This is a genomic window from Legionella santicrucis (genome assembly GCF_001468135.1).
Lineage (GTDB): Bacteria > Pseudomonadota > Gammaproteobacteria > Legionellales > Legionellaceae > Legionella > Legionella santicrucis.
Map to the genome: position 1 here is coordinate 1 of NZ_LNYU01000017.1, position 20128 is coordinate 20128.

Genomic DNA, 20128 nt, shown 5'->3' on the forward strand with positions numbered 1-20128 from the left:
GGCTTCCTGGAGAAGAAGTCACCGTATACCCTGTAATGGCTGAACCTCCATCATCAGCAGGAGCCGTCCAATTTATAAGCGCCGAAGCATTCTCTGCAGTGGCAATCACATTAGTTGGTGTCCCAGGCACTGTGGCAGGGGTCACTGCGTTCGAAGGATTCGATGCAGGTCCTGTGCCCACCGCATTGGTCGCAGTAACGGTAAAGGTGTAACTCGTACCATTAGCCAACCCTTCAACGGTACAAGAAGTTTCTCCTACAGCTGTACATTGCAAACCACCTGGTGAAGAAGTTGCCGTATACCCCGTAATGGGCGAACCCCCATCATCAGCAGGGGCTACCCAACTCACTTCAGCGGAAACATTCCCCGCAACAGCATTTACGTTAGTCGGTGCAGCAGGTACTGTAGGCCCGGTAGTTACTGTAATATGTAATTCGTTACCTTGGTTCGGCCGATAACATTGGCTAGGATTGGGTGTTCCATTAGGATTGACTTGACAAAGGGCGGGACCACTCGAAATACCCGAAGCAGGCACTGCACTTCCATTGACGTTCAACGTGAGGGTGCAGGTACCTTTAGGTGCAAGTTGACACGGTTGAGTCTGGCTTATTCCTTTTTGAGGCAACATCACCAAAGTGTGCTTTCTACTTGATTGGTTTGTTACTGTATATTTAACCGTAGCACTACCCATTTTATCTACAGTCGCAGTGGGCGGGAACCCTACAACTGATTCAAATGTCCATACAGGATTTCCCGCATGGGCCATAGCCATAACTAAAAAAGCTGAAACTGTAATGAATAACTGAGTAATTCGTAATCTTTGCATTTTGGCATCCTTACGCAGCACGACTAAGGTTAAATATCAAAAATAGGGGTGTAGAAGTAATTGAGATTTAGGCATGGATTAGTTATGGCGGCTACATTCATCTAAGTTGTCCCTGAAACAATTGTGACAACATCTTTTATATTCCTAAAAGAATTTCATTACATTAACAGCCTCGTGTCAGAAACAGGTTTATCCTAATTTAGAGTTAAAATATTTCTCCGGTATTTCCAACAAAAATAGCGCCTCACTTTATTTAGGGCAACATCATATGTCTCTTGTTATTAAATGTAAATAGACAATTTTGCCTCATAAAAAAAACGTGAAAAACTCATAATTAAGGTGCTATGAAAATAGAATTTCATCACTAATCTTGATCAATAAACTCAATATACTTACTTTAAGAAAGTGAAGTAATTTTTTCATTCAGTGTTAAAGTCAAGAAAGAAAAAATTAAATCCTATTATCTTTGGAGATAGAATATGTTTTCAAACCAAACTTTAGTTGTAACAGGAGGTTCCACAGGAATTGGCCAAGCTGCCGTTGCTCTTTTAGCAGAAAAAGGAACTCGAGTTTATAACTTAGATATAAATAAACCAACACATACTCATTCTTTAGTTCATTATGTTTCTTGTGATATATCCATTTTCTCTGAAGTAGAAAAGGCATTCCAAAATATTCTTTCTCGTGAACATAAAATTGATTTGTTGTTTGCAAATGCAGGTGTACATTTATTTGCAAATTTGGAGGATACCTCTATTGAAGATTTGGATCGAGTAATCAATATTAATTTGAAAGGAATTTATTACGCCCTAAAATGTACAATTCCAGTTATGAAAAAGCAAAACAGTGGGGCTATTGTTTTAACAGGATCGGATCAGTCTCTTATTGGTAAAGGAGAAAGCTCTATCTATGGTGCAACCAAAGCTGCTATAGCCCAACTGACCAAAAGCACAGCAGTCGATTATGCAAAATATAATATTAGAGTTAATTGTATATGCCCAGGAACCATCGAAACACCTTTATACCACAATGCTGTAAGTGCTTACTCAGCTAAATCCGGAATTCCCAAGGAAGAAATTTATGAATCATTAAAATCAGCTCAACCCATATCACGTGTAGGTACCGCAACTGAAGTTGCCAATCTTGTTGAATTCTTACTTTCGGAAAAGTCCTCATTTATCACAGGTTCATTATTCAGCATCGATGGTGGTTTTGTAGCCCAATAAAAACGAGGAGCTGTTGACAATTAGACTTTACTGTCTATGTGCTGTACTCATAGGAGGTAAAATGAATTGTCAACAGGTCCTATTCCTCAAGTGTATCCTCTTAATCTCTATGATTAAGTAAAGCTTCTCCTGCTTATTGCTGATTAATTACTGTCATCACTTTTAATAGTGTGAAATAAACTCACAAAATCATTCTTAATAATTTCTTAATCTTATTCCAATACAATAATGAGCAATTATTATTCTTTTTGTTTTGTTTTAATCAAGAGGTTTATATGAAAAGAAAACGTGAATTAAGCAAGTATGAGCAACACTATTACAAAGAAGTCAGTAAAAAAGTTGTTCCGATAGAAGATGAAGAGGAACAAAGAAAAATCGATACGTTTATGGAAAAACATTCAACAACTCCCTCGCGAACATCACGAGAATCAGGTTATTCAGCGTATCTATTTAAGGGAAAAAAAATTGAAGTAAATTCTTCCATGGTGAAAAAACGAAAGATTGATGAAGATCATCTTCTCATTTCGAGAATCAATAAAGCGCCTACTTTACCTGTCTCTTGTTTAGCCTCAACAGAACATGTCATCGCGATGCAAGATGAAGTTGACGATTTTAAATCAGAACTTGAACCGCAAACAAAACAAAATGTGATTTATCTGCTCCCATTAAGATGTCATGCTAAAAAAGTTAAGGTCCAAAGCGAAAAAAAAGCAATCTTAAATCTGTTGCACGAATATGATGACACGTTAAATAAGAACAATGTCAATATTCTTTATAATAAAGACAAATCTTCATTTGAAATTAGAGTAAGCACTCAAGTTGCTGATATTCAATTACTTATTCGTGCATTGACCAGCAAAAAAAAATACAGCATCATCAATTGTGATTTTGAAGATATAGGTTTAAATCAAGGAATTTGCCTGATTAAAAAAGACGCATCAAATCCAATTCATGCCCTAGTTAATATAGCAAACTCTGATGCGGAAAAGGGATTTCTTGAGCGAGATGCAGGTACAACAACAGGACTGTATACAACAAGTTATCAAGATCGAAATTGGACATTTAATTTCTTTACCAGCTTGGAAAATATGCGAGAAAAAACTGAGTATCCAGAAGATACTTTTGCTATAAAAATTCTTAATACCAACTAAATGCTCTAGAACCTTTTCTCAAAAAATTTGAGAAAAGGTTTGCGCTTTTGCTTCCAGTATATTTCTTTAGAAATTAGACTGCATAATTGTATCATTAAGTTGATTTTTAATTTGATTCCATTGTTCAAATATCTGCTGTTGTAGGAATGGATCGTTTTGAATTTTTACTTCTTTTGCATTCTCTTTGGTATAAAGAACATTCAACACCAGTAAGTCATCGCGATTCGCAAATGCTTTATCCATTGATACACTATTTCTTTTTGCGTCATCCACAAAAATAATGGTTTTAATCTCTGTTTTTATTTTGGATAAAACACACAATAACGCTTGTCCTTTATCTTCTCCGTCAAGAAACATGATCCCTCGTTGATAAATAACTTCTTTGCTAAATTGTGGACAATGAAGATTATCGGCTATCGATGTTTTATTGTTTTTAAATTTCAATCCTTTTTCTTGGAACAAAAGTTTATCACCAATCATGAAATTATTGTCTTTAAGTTGCATCAATGTTGCACTTAGATGCTCTTTGCCGCGAGCAGTTAATCCCAAAATAATTGCACCTTGATCCGTCGCATTTTTAAGGAAGGGCAATACATATTGATCGGTAACCTCCATTTTGATTAATTGAAATAAAATATTTTGAATACGCACCAATTGTTGATAGTCAGCAGTAAATAATTTATCAGCATCCTTTCCAGTTGTTTGTAATTCATATTGCCAGTCCCACCAACCCACACTACCTAGAGGTTGCGTCATGGTTATTAAGGTGTCATCTAAATCAAAAACCATTAAGGTTGATTTGGGATCACTTTTTGCTTTCTCATATAAAGTTGCGATGTCCGCAAAACTATCCATCTCATAATTAATTACTTTGGCAAATATAGAATTAATGAATAATGAACAAATTAAAAATAAAATAAAACGCATTATGGCTCCTTGAAGTTGTAGGTCAGGAGTTAATGGTATAGATTAGCTAATTAATTGATTAGATAGAAAAATACAAACATATTGTTCATTATGATAAACAATCCATTGAATCTTAACGATTTAGCAATTTTTGCTTTAGTAGTAAAAAATCAAAGTTTTACTCAAGCAGCACTGGAGGCTGGCATCTCCAAAGCTTGGGTTAGCCAAAAGATTTCACAGCTAGAGAATACTCTTGGAATAAAGCTACTCAAGAGAACAACAAGATCGTTAAGTCTCACTATAGGCGGGAAAATTTTATTTGAACATTGTCAAACCATGCTGAACGAAGTTACAAATGCAGAAAATCATTTGCGGGAGTATGCAAAAACTCCGTCTGGAAAACTAGTAATTACTTGTCCTGAGATCACGGGCATCGAATTATTGCCAGCCCTTTTAAGTGAGTTTAACTCGCTTTACCCACAAATCAAAACTCGTCTCATGATTACGGATCAACTCATGGATTTAACCCAACATGGAATTGATTTTGCCTTCAGAACTGGAAAGCTCGCTGATTCAACACTTGTATCTCGTTACATTGGTAAAGTACCTCGTTGTCTCGTTGCTTCTCCCACATATTTATCAAATCATGCGCCCATTAGAACTCCTGAAGATCTAAAAGAACATGCTTTATTAAAACATAGTTTGCTACCGGATTGGCCTTTAAAAAGTGCAGATAAATTTTTTAAATTTCATATTAAAAATGCGGTAGTTGAAAGTAGTTCTTTAATTTTTTTACATAAAATGGCTTGTCTTGATCAAGGCATTGCCTTTCTTCCCTATTACTTATGTTCTGATGCGTTAAAAAATAATGTTCTAATCAAAGTATTACCAGAGTGGTCAAACACAGATAATCAGTATTATCTGATTTATCATAAAGACAAAAGTGTTCTTTATATAAATCAATTATTTAAAGAATTTATATTGGACTCCGATTTAAAAAATAGAATTTCTCAATAGAAGTGGTGCCACTGATAAAATTGCCTTCACATAGCCCTATTCAATTTCAAATGGTTCCTTTGTTTTTTCAAAAATAGACAAATCTCTATAAAAAAAATATTATGCTCAGTGTGAATACAATTAAAACAATAATAATGACGTTCCAGGAGTAAAAGATGAAGTTTTTTGGTAAATCAAAAAATAAAAAAGTTTATAACAACCTCGAAGATAAAGCACAAAAACAAGAAGTTCATCATGAAGATACTTCTCTCAAACAAATTGACGCCCAATTAAAACAATTAAAAAAACAAAGAAAAAGACTAACTTCACCCAATATTGCTCAAGTTTTCGGAAGCGTCCTTTACGTAGGAGTCCCAGTGGGAATACCGCCCGCCTATTTTGCTCCCAATAATAGTAATAATAGAGAAATTGCGTCATTAGATAGACGGATTGATCAATTAGAAGAGACTAGATACAGAATGACTCATCCAAGCAGCAAGAATACTCTATAATAATACTTTTCTGTTCCTACAAGGTGAGTATTGACTTATTACCACTGCCATTGACTTAAGGAATTTATAGTCGTCCTCGCACAAGCGGGGATCCCATGTTGATGGCCAATGTTTCTCTGGAAATATATTTCCGCTTACGAAAACGAAAAACCTTTAAGCAGCTAGACTATTACTCAATTCAAAACGAATACTTTTGTGTGCCCGCTAACCATGAACACAAAACATCTGCATACAACCTTGGCTGTTCTATGTGAGGATTATGTGAGGCATCCTGGATAATTGCCAATTGAGCATTATCCATTAATTCTGTATATTTTTTACAGGAAGTTGGTGAAATAAAGTCATGCTGCCCAACTGTAATTAAGGTTCTCACCTTAAATTCTGATAAACAGGACAATCGTTCGTACTCTTTTAAATTTCCCGTTATTAAAAAATCGTTACATCCCCACATGTGATTGCGTAACTGAATATTAGTATTTACCGAAGACTCAAACATTTCATCAGGCCAGACTGGTAAACGGCACATATGATGCTCCGCAAAATACGCAGTTGCCTCCATCAGCTCAAGAGTATCTGTTTCATTTTGTTCCATTGCCATTCTCAAAACAGTTCGGATATTCTCAGGAAAAGTGGCAAGTAATTCAAGCATATAGGCTAAATAAGCGTTGATGCTCAATACAGGTGAAGCCAAAACAAGATTAGTAATTTTATCAGGACAAGCTAATGCATAATCAAAAGCATACATAGTCCCTGCTGAATGTGCATAAAGATTAAATTGTTGAAGTCCCAAATGCTGGCTTAATTTTTCAATTTCATCCACGAAACGCTCGATGTGCCACCATTGCGGATTATTCGTTTTATCAGACAAACCACAATCCAATTGATCATAAAAAATAACTGGTCTCTCAGGAAGAAACGATGCTAAAGAGGCTAAGTAATTATGCGGGGTTCCAGGCCCCCCATGAACCACAATCAGCGGCAAGCCTTCCGCGTGCTCATTAACAATTGTATAGGTAATAGCTCCGCCAATGACAGAGCATTGAGCGGAAGAACAATATTCATTTAGAATCACGCAGGAACTTCCTCTGAGGGTTGATTCTCATTTAACCAACTTAATGCAAACAGGCTCGCGATGATCACACCAAAGAAAACGGACAAAGCTAACATTAAAGGCTGTCCATTATATAAATAACCAGTGATCGCCGTAGACACAGAAACCAACAAAGCCCTAGATCCCATGATCAATGAAGAAGCAGGACCTTGCAGTACTGGGAATATGGACAAAGAATTGGAAAAAATAATCGGATAACAAGCAGCAAAACCGATTCCGAATAAAGACATAAATAAAGTAGTCCAATAGGCCGAGCTTATGCCTTCTATACTCAATACAACAAAAGCCAATATACTAATAAGGCTCAAAGCAACACCATACTTTACCGTTTTATTTGGGCCAAATAGGGGAATGATTTTGCTTGCATACATACTGGTTATCGCAAAAGAAGCCACAATAATCGCTTGATGTACGACAAAAGTTAAAATGGTTAAGCCAAATGTTTCAATGTATAAAAAAGCACTACCTACTATATATGACATATATGCAGCAAATAATAAGCTAGGCACCATAGATGCTGTAATAAATTGTGTACTGGTGAGTAATTGCTTATAATCACCAATCATTTTTTTAGTGTTAAAACGATCTAATTGAGTCTTTGATTCTGGCAATAAAAACAATAATAAAACCCAAACAAACACACTAAACATTGCCACAGTGCCATAATTACCTCGCCAACCAATAGCTTGATTAATTACTCCTCCCAATAAAGGTGCACAAGCCATAATGATTGATAAAGCAGCATTCATCATACCGATGAGCTTCATCGCTTTTTCGCCTTGGTATAAATCAGCAATCATCGTGAATACTAAAACTACCGAAGTACTCGCTCCAATACCTTGAATAAATCGAGACATTAAAAGAAAATCAATGCTTGGCGCATAAAAACAACCCATAGCACCTATTGATAAAATCGCATTGCCAAACAACATCATCTTTCTTCGACCAAAACTATCCGATAAAGGGCCATAGAGCAAAGCACCAAGAAAATAGCCTAAAAAATTATAGGTAATTGTTGCTTGGATAACGCTTTCAGAAACATTAAAAAATTGCGCAATCTGAGGAAATCCAGGCACTGAAATATCCACTTCAGCACAAGTACTAATTAACGACAGCAAAAATAACCATGGTAAAAATCGGTTTTGCATTATTACTCCTTCAAAATGATGGTTCTATTAGGATACTTACTCCATATAGTGCCGAGCAAAATCCACATAACATCCTTTATAATCACGAACACCTGTTTGCGGGTCGAAATATAAAATTCTCGTTGCAATTTTGTCAACAAAATGTCGATTATGACTGACAAAAACAACGGTTCCACTATATTGAACTAAAGCCTGTGCCAAAGCTTCAATAGTTTCCAAGTCCATATGATTCGTTGGCTCATCAAGAATTAGCAAATTAGGTGACTCCAAAATAGTCTTAGCCAACAAGAGTCGAGCAGCCTCCCCTCCACTCAGTGATAAAATATCCTTATCTACATCTTCTTTGACAAATAGCATTTGACCGAGTGCTCTACGTATCTGCTGCTCGGTCACCCCGCTCACTACGTCAGATAACCAATGAAAGACACTCACATGTCGATTGAGCAGCTCATGATGATCTTGAGAAAAATAACTCATGCGTACTTCATGTCCTAAAATGACTTGACCTTCATCACTCTGCATCATACCCGTCAAGATTTTAATTAAAGTAGATTTCCCAATCCCATTAACACCCATGATTGCTACCTTTTCACCACGGTCTACTTTGAAATCAAGATGTGTGAACAGCGTCTTATTCTTAAAAGATTTACTCAAATGTTCTGCTTTAATTACATGTTTCCCAGAGATTTTTTTAGGTGTGAAATGAAAATGTGGCGCAACCCGAGAGGAATGCTTCACATCAGGAATTTCAATTTTTTCAATCATCTTCATGCGCGAGCGCGCTTGTCCTGCTTTAGAAGCTTTGGCTTTATATTTATCAACAAATTTCTGCATTTCTGCAATCTTCGCTTCAGCACTCTTTTTTTCAAGATTTTTTTGTTCTTCTAGCAGATTTTTTTCCGTCAGGAATCGTTCATAATTTCCACGGTATTGCCTGATTTCACCGTAATCAAGATCTAAAATATAATCCGCCAAATTATCAATAAACTCCATGTCATGGGAAATAAAGATAACTAATCCCTGGTATTCATTCTTTAAATACTTCTCCAACCAACGAATGGATAAAATATCCAAATGGTTTGTTGGTTCATCGAGTAATAAAACGGAAGGATGCTGAAATAAAGTTTGTGCTAATAAAACACGCAGTTTATAACCACCAGACAATGCCTTAAGTGGTTTTTGCAGATAATCTTTAGCAATCCCTAAACCTAATAAAATTGTTTCGACCTCTGCTTCTGCCGAATAACCATTATAATGGGCAATAATTTCTTCCAACGCTGCAAAACGAAAACCCTTATCATCATCCCAAGTATCGCTTGCCAATAAGGACTCACGCTCCGACAAAGCCTGCCATAGTTTTGGCTTTCCTTGTAGGACAATGTCTTTAATTAAAGTATCTTCATAACGAAATTGATCCTGCTTCAACCAGCCAATTGTGGCATCCTTGGGCATCATAATTTCCCCGGAAGTCAACTCCTCCTCTCCAGTAATAAGCCGAAAAAAAGTTGATTTTCCGCAACCATTTGCGCCCACCAATGCATAACAAAACCCTGAATTCAGATTCAGGCTTACATCATAAAAAAGAAGCCGTTGACCATAAGCCATACCCAATTGATTTAATGCAATCATGCCTCAACCTCAACCAATAATTCCCGGCTATAGTATCTCTGTTTGAGGTCAAATACGAGAGCATCTGCAATTACTTGCACATGAGGGGCCGCATTCATCGTAATATGAGTACCTGGAACCAAAATAGGCTTAAAAGATCCATGAACCAATTTCTGCCAATGCTGTTCCTGATGAGCAGGAAAATCATCAATAACTTCAGTATGGGCAAAAAAGAGTACTCTACCTGGATAAGGCTCTGGCTGATACTGATGCAAAAGCTGCCCGTGTGCTTGCCAAGTATGCAAAAATCGCGGCAAAAACTCTGTAGATAATAATTCTTTTAACTCAGAATCTTTGGCTCGATTCGCAATAAACTCTATTTTCTGATCCAAAGTTTTTTGTGCCTGTAATTCAGTAACTGAAATCTGCAAATTCCCCAATCCATGTTGCATTAGGTAAATAAGAATTTCTTCTTGGCTCATCAGCTTAGGCAAGTTGGTATAAGCCGGTGTATCAATAAGTGCAACTAATGGGATTGATTGTCCCGATTGAGCCAATTGTTTTGCCATTTCGATTGCTACCGCGCCACCAAACGATGAACCACCTAAAATATACGGAGATTGCAAACCAAATTGCTGTAAATGATGCAGATAAGAAGCAGCCATAGATTCAATACTGGAAAATGGTGTTCCTCCATCTAACAAAGGTGATCGTAACGCATACACAGTCTGGTTTTCAGGGAGTGCTTTAGCAAGATCACGATAAAAATAAACATCGCCACCGATTGGATGAATAAGCACTAATGGTATAGTGTTTTGCTGTGTTTTCCCTGCCTTAATTAAAACTACTGGCGAGCGCGCTTTAGCGGTTTTTTCTTGTTCTTTTTCGATTAATGCCAATAAACCATCAATAGTAATTCGATTTAAGGACATTAACTCCAGGTGCACGCCTAATTGTCGTTGCAATTGTGCGCTCAATTGCACAGCAGCCAATGAGTCTCCCCCTAAATCAAAAAAATCCTCATTATTTTTAAACGATTCAATACCCAATAACGTGGTCCATAAACTTCGTAAAACAGAGAGAATATGTTCGCGATCACGAACAATAACCCCATTTGCTTGGGTTGGTAATTGGGCAACTGCTGCAGTTCTTCCGGCAGGTAACCAATATTCTGTTTTGGCAAAAGGATAAAGTATAGGAGATTCTCGTTCTTGTTTGGCCTCAGAGGGCGCTTCTTCAAGAATTAAATGGGCATTGGTTCCACCAATACCAAACGAACTAATCCCAGCACGCCGTGGATAATTACCTTGAGTCCAAGGCTTTAAAACAGTATTGACATAAAAAGGACTGGCAGCAAAATTGATTTTGCTGTTCGCAGACTGATAATGCAAAGTAGGAACTAATTGTTTATGATAAAGACATAAAATCGTTTTTATTAAGCCAGCAATCCCTGCTGCCACATCTAAATGTCCTATATTCGTTTTCACTGATCCAAGAGCACAAGCTCCAGACGCAAGACCTGAATCGTTGAAGACCTGAGTTAGTCCTTCCATTTCAATAGGATCGCCTAAAGCAGTTCCAGTTCCATGTGCTTCGATATAGCTGATGGTGTCCGGTGAGCAAGCAGCGCGTTGTTGTGCCAATCGAATAACTTCAGCCTGTTTTTGAGGACTAGGGGCAGTAAAACCAATTTTTTGATGGCCATCATTATTAATAGCAGAGGCCTTGATTACTGCATAAATAAAATCTTCATCAGCTAAGGCTTTACTCAATGGCTTTAGTACCACCAAACCAACACCCTGGCCTTCGAAAGTACCTTGGGCCTGAGCATCAAAAGCACGGCATTTGGCATCGGGTGAAAAAATTAATCCAGGTTGATACAAATACCCTTGTTTTTCCAATTGACCGATAGACACCCCACCAGCTAATGCAATATCACAATCACCCGCATTTAGAGCCAAACAGGCCTGATGCACTGCAACTAAAGAAGTAGAACATGCTGTCTGGATGGTGATTGCAGGTCCGGTCAAATTCAATTTATAAGCAATTTTGGTACACAAAAAATTAGCTTGCTGATGAATCATCAATTGAAATTGCCGTGATAAATCATGTTGCGTTTGGTTTGGTAATACATGATCACTAAAATAATTATTTTGCCCACAACCAGCAAAAAGTCCAATATCTCCAGCATAATGATGTGGATTGTAATTCGCATCTTCCAATGCATGCCAAGCACATTGCATTAATAAGCGATGCTGGGGATCCATAATCTCCGCTTCTGAAGAGGTGTAACCAAAAAATTCAGCATCAAAGCATTTGATATCACTTAATTTGCACTGTGCTTTCACATAATTCGGATGATCCACCACAGAGGGATCTAATCCTTGTTCCAGTAACTCTTCACGTGAATAATAAGTAATTCCTTCTTTACCGCTTTGTAAATTGGACCAAAATGTTTCTAAATCATCAGCACCAGGAAAACGGCCAGCCATACCGATGATAGCTATATCATCCTGTTTAAAAGAGGGAAGTATTTTTTTCTGCCCCATTCCTTCTGAATGCTTGTCTGCAGCTAAATGACCCAACAAAGCACTAATTGAAGGAAATTTAAATAAATCCAATACCGTAATCTGTGCTTTAATTGCTTCGGGTAATTTGCTAAAGAGCTTAATTAAGGAGATAGAGTGTCCTCCTAAATCAAAGAAATTATCCGCCACACCCACCTTACTGACACCTAATACCTCTTCCCATAAAGCAGCCAAAAGTTTTTCTTGTGCTGTTGTAGGAAGAGCATAATGAGTACGTCTCGTCAAATTCGGCTTAGGTAACGCTTTTCTATCTAATTTACCATTGACCGTTAATGGAAATTGATCCAGCTGCATGTAGCTTTGCGGAAGCATGTAATCGGGTAATTGTTCTTTTAAAAAAGCGTGCAGATCCGCTTCAACCATCAATTCAGTCGCAGTAAAATAAGCAACTAAATTCTGCTCAAGCTCAATTACTACGGTTTGTTTTACCTGTGAGTGCAAGCGCAATACTGCTTCGATTTCAGCTAATTCAATACGGTGACCTCTGATTTTTACCTGAAAATCATTACGCCCTATAAATGCCAACTCACCATTAGGTAACCATTTAGCCAGATCACCGGTTTTATATAAGCGATTATATAATGGATGCGTCATAAACTGCTTTGCCGTTAAATCAGAGCGGTTTAAATACCCACGGGACAAACATGCCCCTCCGATATAAAGATCACCAACCGCCCCTACCGGCATTGGCATTAAATAATCATCTAATACATAAACAGATTCATGATGAAGAGGCTTACCAATACTCACTGTTGGTACATCTTGCTTAGAATATAATTTTGCCGTGGACCAAATGGTGGTTTCAGTAGGTCCATAAACGTTAATCACCCTATGTGCTTTAGCTAATGCTTTTGCTAATAACTCCGGAGCAAGTGCTTCACCGCCAATTAAAAATGTGATGGACTCGCAATACTGCAAAGAATCTAATTTTAACTCACACACACTAGGAGTCATTTGAATAAAATCAAAGAAACGACAATCTAATGTATTAAATAAGGGATTACCCAACTCTACTTTGCCTCCTGTTAATAAAGGCAAACCGTATTCCAAACCAAAAATATCGAACACAAAATGAGTCATACTGTAAGTATTGAGTGGCTTCTGCTCCGAAAAATACTCGGCTTGCATCGACAATAAAGTCTGCAAAAAAGCCCCATGCTCAATCATGACTCCTTTGGGCTGTCCTGTAGTACCGGATGTATAAATAACATAAGCCAAATCATCAGGCTTTAGCGGCACATGCAAATTGCTTGTCGCTTGTTGTGCTATCGCAAAAGCAGCAGCAGGATCATCTAACATTACCGCCTGTGGAAATGTATGCCTTACTGCATCACACGTTAAAACAAGTTTAGTTTGACTGTCTTCCAATATGTGCTGTACACGTTGCGCAGGCATTGCAGGATCTATGGGCAGATAAGCACTGCCTGCTTTGAGTATTGCCAATAACGCAATCATTAAATACTCATTTTTTTCCAAGCACAGTCCAATCAAACTGTCTTTTTCAAGAACGACCTGTTGACGAATATAATGTGCTAACTGATTGGCACGTTGATTTAATTCAGCATAACTGATCTGAGTTTGTTCATGAATCAAGGCAATTCGCTCAGGATACAAAGAAGCTTGCTCTTCAAAACAATCAATAAATGTGCACGATAAAATAGGAGAACTCATTAATGCGGACAACGGGGATTCTACATAATTTAATTCACGCACTCCTTGCAAAGGATTGCGAGCAATTTGATCCAACAAATAATTTAAAGTTGCCAGCAATTGCATCATCAGTGATGAATCAAATAATTCGCCAGCATAAGTGAGTTTAATCCTAAGCAGGTTTTCTTCTTCATCTGCAGCAAGCGATAATGGATAATCACGTTTTTCAAAAGTGCTTTGGATCTTAAAAGACAATTGCTTTTCTGGATTTTCTACCGCCAGATTAGGATAATTCCCATACATAAACAAGCAATCAAACAAGCGTTCACCCTGACTTTGTAACTTCGCCAAACTCATCGCACTTCGTTGATTTATTTCATTAGAAATATCCTGCACACTACGAATTGCAGCAAGCACACTAAGACTATCATGCTGGGTGTGATCCACAATCATCGGCAGGGTATTAATGTACAAACCTACAGAGTGTTCCACGCGATCAACAGGTATGTTTCTTCCTGAAACAATAGTGCCTACTACCGTTTGTTTGCCATTGCCATAAATGCGCATTACTTGATGCCACGCATAAAGAATAATCGCATTTAAAGTAATGCCCTGTTCTTGGCTCATCATTTTAATCTGTTTAAAGCGTTCTTGGGCAATGCAAATGGTCTGTTCTGATTGATGAGTAATGTATTTATAGTCGCTTAATTTAAGCTGTTTTTTACCCTCTTGCAGAAGATTACTTAAATCCGCTTTATGTTCTATTTGAGCTACATACTGTTGCCAAAACGACTGATTTTCTAACTCTTGAACTTGTAAAAAATGTTGCGACTGTGCATAAGCTGTATCTAGCGTAAAATCAATACATTCTTGATGAAGCAGCTTCATATACATTTCATGTACAAACCCAAGTAATAAGGGACCGCTCCAGCCATCAATAATGGCATGATGTGCATTAAAAATACAGGTATAATGCGTTGCTTCTTGTTTAATCAGCTGAATTCGAAACAAGCTTCCTTGAGTCAAATCATATGCTTTTTGCCTATCCTCTTGGATGAGCTGTTGTATTTTATGCTCTTGATTGTCTTTATCCTGACTTAAATCGATAAACTGCCAATGCAAATGCCCAGTTTTATCAATAACTTGTACTAATTCCTCATCGACCAAAAAGCGCAAACGTAAACTAGGATAACGTTGTTGTGCAAAACTCCATGCGCGTTGCAACAACTCAATGTTCAGCTCACAATCATAAGACCAGACAATTTGCATGCGATAGGCTTCATCCCTTTGTCCCTGGCTCATAAAATGATACATAAAACCTTGATGCAAACTATTCGCCAAATAAACCCCATCTAGCTCTCGGTCATGTTGTACTTTATCCAAGCAACGAGCACTCACGCAATGATGTATATCACTTAGGGTTAAAAAACTACGAGCCAAAGAGTGTTGATGGTCAAGAATCATCAAGAGTTGCTTCTTATAAACTAAAGCCAAGTGATCGGTGACTTCTTGGGACAACTGAGTCCGAAACGTCATTCTTAAACGGCCTTGATGAATTCCTCCAAAACACGTGATGCAATGCATTTCTTGATTCTCCGGATGCATGGCTTGTCCAGAAGGCTCATCAACCACATGCCAAAATTCAGACTGTTGCTCAAACTGACCCAGATAATTAAAACTAACCACTGGCATCTGGGCAATGGCATAACCCAATAACGCGCCGTAACCAACTCCCTTATTAGGAATTTGGCGTATATTGTCTTTAATTTTCTTGATGCTGTGACCTAAATCATCACCCAATTCAAGACGAACCGGATACAAACTTGTAAACCAACCTACAGTTCGTGTCACATCAATGGAAGCAGCAATGTCTTCGCGGCCATGTCCTTCCAAAGTCACATGATGTACACTCTCACCGCTGAGGTCATTTAACGCATAAGCCAATGTGGTCAACAACAAATCATTGATTTGGGTATGGTAAGCACCATTTGCTTCTCTTAATAAAAAGGACGTGAATTCCTCATCCAATTCCAATTCGGCACTACTAACCGTTCGTCCGGAACCTACATCCCACGGCTTGTCCGCAGGATCTAGAAATCCAGCAACATCGCTGGATCCCGCGGACAAACCGCGGGACGTAGGCAGGAAAGAACGATTTAAATCAGCAACCACTTCCTGCCAATAAGCACGCTCTTTTTCATGATGGCGGGCATAATCCTCTAGTGCGCCTACCCATTGACGGTAGCTACTGCCTTTAGCCCCTAAAGATTGCCCCTCATAAAGACTGTGTAAATCATCAGCCAATATTCGCCAACTCACTGCATCAACCAGTAAATGATGCATCGCAATATAAATACGGCTGCTGCCATCCGCATAACCTGACAAATAGGCAAAACAATACAACGGTCCCCTTGCCCCATTAAATCCGGACTGCCACAGCGTCATCTGCTCTTCTAATGCAGCCGCATCAAGACCGCTGACATCCAAGACCCGTAAACCTGAAAAGGTACTCTCTGCATCATAATATTGTTCTATCGCACCATCACATTCGCGAAAACGAAGGCGAAATGCATCATGATGGGCCACCAATTCCTCCACGCAAGAACGTAAGCGTGTCACATCCAAGGCGGGGGTCTTGATTAAAAAAGATTGATTCCAATGCCAACCTTTCGCAAAAGAGTGCGCGAAAAACCAGTCTTGTATCGGTAATAACCCTACAGACCCCGTCAATATCCCTTGCTCACTCGAGGCCATCACCGCCAATCCCGGCTCACAACGCGCTACCAGCTGCTCATGCAAACGACGTATCGTGCGACAGCTGAATAAATCTTTTACGCTTACTTGCAATTGCAAGCGTTGCCGTATGCGACTGATGAGCTGAATGCTGATGATGCTGTCTCCTCCTAAGCGGAAAAAATCATCATGCACACTCAATCCACCCTCTTTTATCCCTAATACCTCACTCCAGATCACATTCAATTGCTGTTCTAATTCTGTGCTCGGTAACTCATAGTCTCTTCTTTGACCTTCACTAGGCTCTGGAAGATTTTTTAAGTCCAACTTGCCATTGGCTGTTAAGGGAAATGCTACTAAATGCACTAATCGTGTTGGGACCATGTATTCTGGCAATCGACTTGCTAATTGCTCCAGCATCGCCTCTTCATCCTGTGCAGCTTCACTGACGTAATATCCAACTAAATACGCTTGGCCAGACTGCTTCTTCACCACCACCAAACTTTGTTTCACCTGCGGACAAGCAAGCAATACTTGCTCAATCTCGCCTAATTCGATCCTATGGCCTCGTATCTTCACTTGGAAATCATTGCGACCATGATAAGTAATCTTCCCATCAGGAGATAGGCTCACTACATCTCCAGTTTGATACAAACGACTGTTGTAATCTCGTGTTTTTTGCTCTGCTGATTGGAATGGATTAACGACAAAACGCTCCTTGGTCAACTCTGCACGATTTAAATAACCACGTGCCAAGCCTACTCCACCGATATAAAGCTCACCCAAAGCATAAAAAGGCAATGGATTCATATGTTCATCTAAAACATAGGCTGTGGTGTTATCTATAGGTTTACCAATAACAATTTCGGCAATATTCTTATCGCTGCAATCAGCATATAAAACATCAATAGATGCTTCAGTCGGGCCATAGAGATTATGGATCTCAGTATATGGCAATAAGTTATGAACTTGTTTTACCTGAGCTAATTTGAGCGCTTCTCCGCTGCAAAAAATCATTTGCAAACTAGGAATGTTGCCCAGACGTAGCTCCAATGCATCCATAAATACGTTAAGCATAGATGGAACAAAATGTGCTCGGGTAATTTCTTCTTGGCGTATCAGGTCATACAGATAATCTGCATCTTTATGCCCTTCAGGCTTGGCAAAAACCAAACAAGCACCATACCAATGCGCCCATAACAATTCCCAAACAGAAACATCAAACACGTAGGGTGTTTTTTGAATGATTTTATCCTGTTCGCTCAGTGGATACTGTTGATTCATCCAATGTATGCGATTCACTACTCCGCGATGCTCCAGCATTACTCCTTTAGGTTGCCCTGTAGTGCCTGATGTATAAATAACATAGGCCAAATGTTCGCTAGTATGTTGCGGAGCAAGATTGTCACAAGATTGTTTTGCGAGTTGCTGAGCAAAACTCATTTCATCTACAGCATGCATGGGGACTGTTAAAAAAGATGCTAACCAGGACTGGTGGCACTGATTGGTTAACAGTAAAGGAGTTTGAGTGTCTTGAATCAAATACTCGATTCGTGCTTGGGGAAAATCAGGAACAATAGGTACATAAGCGGCTCCAGCTTTTAATACCGCCAGGATGCTAATCATCATATGTTCACTACGATCCAGGCAAAGACAAACCATCGTATCTGGCTTTAAAGCATAGTGTTCACGTAAAAAATGAGCCAGTTGATTTGCACGGTTATTTAATACTTGATAAGTAAGGCGATTGTGTTCATAAACAACGGCAAGATTTTCTGGGGTTCGGACAACCTGTTCCTCAAAAAGCTGATTGATGGTTTTTTGTTGTGGAAAATATGCTTCTGTGTGATTCAATTGGTGAACAATACGGTTCCATAAGCCTTCATCCAATAAATGAATAGAAGATATTTTTTGCAGCCCCGCGCCTTCACCATATTTCGTTAATAAATGGGTAAAACTAGAAAATAAATATTTTATAAATTCACTATCGTAACGCTTAGCAAGGTAAGTCACTGTAAAGTAGATGCTGTCATCGCACTCTTTAGCGATAATTGATATACCAAATTTTTCATAACAATCGGGCAATAAAATAGGCCGTGCACATTCTGCAACTGCCGGATTTAGCACTTGTTTAAAATTATGAAAAGTAAACATTACCTGCAGCAAAGCGGGTAAATCCTCATGGCTACGCTGTAAATGTTGTGCCAATACATCCAAATTTAGCTGATGATGTGTATTCAGAAAAGAAATTAATTCATGAGCTTTTTGCGCATGATATAAAACTGTTTCCTCTTTTTTATACTCAGGAATTAAAGGGAGTGTATTGATAAAAGGGCCAATAACCTGATTCATTTCTGGTAAGCGGTTTGAAACAGTCAATGCAATCGGAAAGTTAGTTTGTCCCCCTGAATACGTACTGAGTACCTGATACAGACCAGTTAACAATAAAGAATACACACTGATTTCATGCTCAAGGGCTAACTGCTGCACCTGTTTATAAGTTTGTTTTTCCAATCTAAACTCATGAAACCCAGCACGATTGTCTGCTAAATCTGTGCTGCTTGCTAATAAATTCAAAGGCTCAGCCTCATCCAATTGCTGCACTAATTGGTTAATTGCGTGCTGATAAGGCGCTGTATTTAAGGCATAATCTTGAAAACATGTGTAATCAAAATAGTGAACCCTGCGTTCATTTTTCTCTACGAATCCTTGACTTATTTTTTGATACTGATCCACGAGTTCATTAATCATTAAATCAGCGGAATAAGCATCTGATAACATGTGATGATGGGTTAAATTAACTAAGTAATCCTGAGTGTCGCTAATTTGCATTAATTCCAAATGAATTAAAGGCTCATCATCTACAGCAAAAGCTTTTCGTCCTTTTTGCTCACAAACCGTGGTTATTTGTGGTGCACTAATATTGGATTCGTGAATCGTTAAACTATTTTCAGGGAGAATCTCATAACTAAATCCATCAACAATACACATCCTTAAGATTGGATTTCTGTTCACTAGGTGTTGAATTGCTTGCTTTAATACAGAGGGATTAGCATTTTTAAAAAGCACAAACAAAGGAACGGTATAGGTGGCTTTTTGCTCATCCAAAGTAGTTTGTAAATACATCCCTTTTTGAATGGTTTGCAACACTTGCTTGTTTAATTGCTCGGGTATCTTATAAAAGCTACAACGCTTAGCTTGTTCCTCTGAACAAATGTCATTGTATTCCAACAAAAACAATAACTCCGTCTTATAATTTTTTACCTGTTCTTTCAATTCTTGAGGAAAGCCAATACTTTTATCCACGCTAAACGCTAAATTACCCTCATTATTTTTCCAGAGCAGAATACGATATTCTTGCAATTGATATAACAAACGTGCTGCACTCATTAAATAACTCCCTCTTCACGTACCTCTTCTTGTGCAGGAGAAAAATTCCTGGCAATGTCACGCAGTGTGCTGTATTGGTACAAATCAGTTAATTTCATATTCAGTTTTAATTCACGATTTAATTGCCTTATTAATTGCATCGCCAATAGCGAATTACCACCTAAAGCAAAAAAATTATCTACGCAGCCAATTGAGCTAGGGCGTGTTTTTAAAGTTTCAGCCACAATATAATACTTATTAGCGTTAGTGCTCCTAAAAACATGGCCGCTGTTTTATCATAACG

The 20128-nt window shown here is 38.3% G+C and carries 11 protein-coding genes; 4 read left to right on the forward strand and 7 right to left on the reverse strand.

Annotation, left to right across the window (positions count from 1 at the left end):
* Positions 1-826: fibronectin type III domain-containing protein (locus Lsan_RS04190; RefSeq protein WP_162265585.1), on the reverse strand; the 826-nt coding region annotated here is incomplete at its 3' end.
* 479 nt (positions 827-1305) lie between these two features.
* On the opposite strand from Lsan_RS04190, the gene Lsan_RS04195 reads away from it, so the two are divergent.
* Both Lsan_RS04195 and Lsan_RS04200 read left to right on the forward strand, forming a co-directional pair.
* Positions 1306-2052, forward strand: coding sequence for an SDR family NAD(P)-dependent oxidoreductase (locus tag Lsan_RS04195; RefSeq protein ID WP_058513270.1), 747 nt, complete (start codon positions 1306-1308; stop codon positions 2050-2052).
* Positions 2053-2327: 275 nt separating this feature from the next.
* Positions 2328-3203: a hypothetical protein gene (locus tag Lsan_RS04200; protein ID WP_058513271.1), complete on the forward strand. Its 876-nt coding sequence runs from the start codon at positions 2328-2330 to the stop codon at positions 3201-3203.
* Positions 3204-3269: 66 nt separating this feature from the next.
* Here Lsan_RS04200 and Lsan_RS04205 read toward each other — a convergent pair whose 3' ends face one another.
* On the reverse strand, positions 3270-4130 hold the full coding sequence (locus Lsan_RS04205) for a DUF2608 domain-containing protein (RefSeq protein ID WP_058513272.1): 861 nt from the start codon (positions 4128-4130) through the stop codon (positions 3270-3272).
* A gap of 90 nt (positions 4131-4220) precedes the next feature.
* Between Lsan_RS04205 and Lsan_RS04210 the strand changes: the two genes are divergently transcribed.
* Both Lsan_RS04210 and Lsan_RS04215 read left to right on the forward strand, forming a co-directional pair.
* A complete protein-coding gene (locus Lsan_RS04210; RefSeq protein ID WP_058513273.1) occupies positions 4221-5126 on the forward strand; it encodes a LysR family transcriptional regulator in 906 nt (301 codons plus the stop codon).
* Positions 5127-5281: 155 nt separating this feature from the next.
* Positions 5282-5617 carry a hypothetical protein gene (locus tag Lsan_RS04215; RefSeq protein ID WP_058513274.1) on the forward strand — a complete coding sequence of 112 codons (336 nt, stop codon included), beginning with the start codon at positions 5282-5284 and terminating at the stop codon, positions 5615-5617.
* Between the two features lie 178 nt (positions 5618-5795).
* Here Lsan_RS04215 and Lsan_RS04220 read toward each other — a convergent pair whose 3' ends face one another.
* The 5 genes from Lsan_RS04220 to Lsan_RS04240 are packed head-to-tail and all read right to left on the reverse strand — an operon-like array spanning position 5796 to position 20069.
* Positions 5796-6689 (reverse strand): proline iminopeptidase-family hydrolase, encoded by an 894-nt coding sequence (locus tag Lsan_RS04220; RefSeq protein WP_058513275.1) that lies wholly within the window; start codon positions 6687-6689, stop codon positions 5796-5798.
* The gene (locus tag Lsan_RS04225; RefSeq protein ID WP_058513276.1) at positions 6686-7876 is read right to left on the reverse strand and encodes an MFS transporter; all 1191 of its coding nucleotides are present in this window, start codon (positions 7874-7876) and stop codon (positions 6686-6688) included. The genes Lsan_RS04220 and Lsan_RS04225 overlap by 4 nt, the downstream gene beginning before the upstream one ends.
* A 36-nt stretch (positions 7877-7912) precedes the next feature.
* A complete protein-coding gene (locus tag Lsan_RS04230) occupies positions 7913-9505 on the reverse strand; it encodes an ABC-F family ATP-binding cassette domain-containing protein (protein ID WP_058513277.1) in 1593 nt (530 codons plus the stop codon).
* Positions 9502-19845, reverse strand: a complete 10344-nt coding sequence (locus Lsan_RS04235) for a non-ribosomal peptide synthetase (RefSeq protein WP_058513278.1) — start codon at positions 19843-19845, stop codon at positions 9502-9504. Before Lsan_RS04235 ends, Lsan_RS04230 begins: the two co-directional genes overlap by 4 nt.
* Positions 19845-20069 carry an acyl carrier protein gene (locus tag Lsan_RS04240; RefSeq protein WP_058513279.1) on the reverse strand — a complete coding sequence of 75 codons (225 nt, stop codon included), beginning with the start codon at positions 20067-20069 and terminating at the stop codon, positions 19845-19847. Before Lsan_RS04240 ends, Lsan_RS04235 begins: the two co-directional genes overlap by 1 nt.
* Positions 20070-20128: the final 59 nt, after the last annotated feature.

Coding starts and splice junctions, on each gene's coding strand:
- Lsan_RS04195 (WP_058513270.1), top strand. CDS start 1,306: ATGTTTTCAAACCAAACTTTAGTTGTAACAGGAGGTTCCACAGGAATT.
- Lsan_RS04225 (WP_058513276.1), bottom strand. CDS start 7,876: ATGCAAAACCGATTTTTACCATGGTTATTTTTGCTGTCGTTAATTAGT.
- Lsan_RS04230 (WP_058513277.1), bottom strand. CDS start 9,505: ATGATTGCATTAAATCAATTGGGTATGGCTTATGGTCAACGGCTTCTT.
- Lsan_RS04235 (WP_058513278.1), bottom strand. CDS start 19,845: ATGAGTGCAGCACGTTTGTTATATCAATTGCAAGAATATCGTATTCTG.
- Lsan_RS04200 (WP_058513271.1), top strand. CDS start 2,328: ATGAAAAGAAAACGTGAATTAAGCAAGTATGAGCAACACTATTACAAA.
- Lsan_RS04215 (WP_058513274.1), top strand. CDS start 5,282: ATGAAGTTTTTTGGTAAATCAAAAAATAAAAAAGTTTATAACAACCTC.
- Lsan_RS04205 (WP_058513272.1), bottom strand. CDS start 4,130: ATGCGTTTTATTTTATTTTTAATTTGTTCATTATTCATTAATTCTATA.
- Lsan_RS04210 (WP_058513273.1), top strand. CDS start 4,221: ATGATAAACAATCCATTGAATCTTAACGATTTAGCAATTTTTGCTTTA.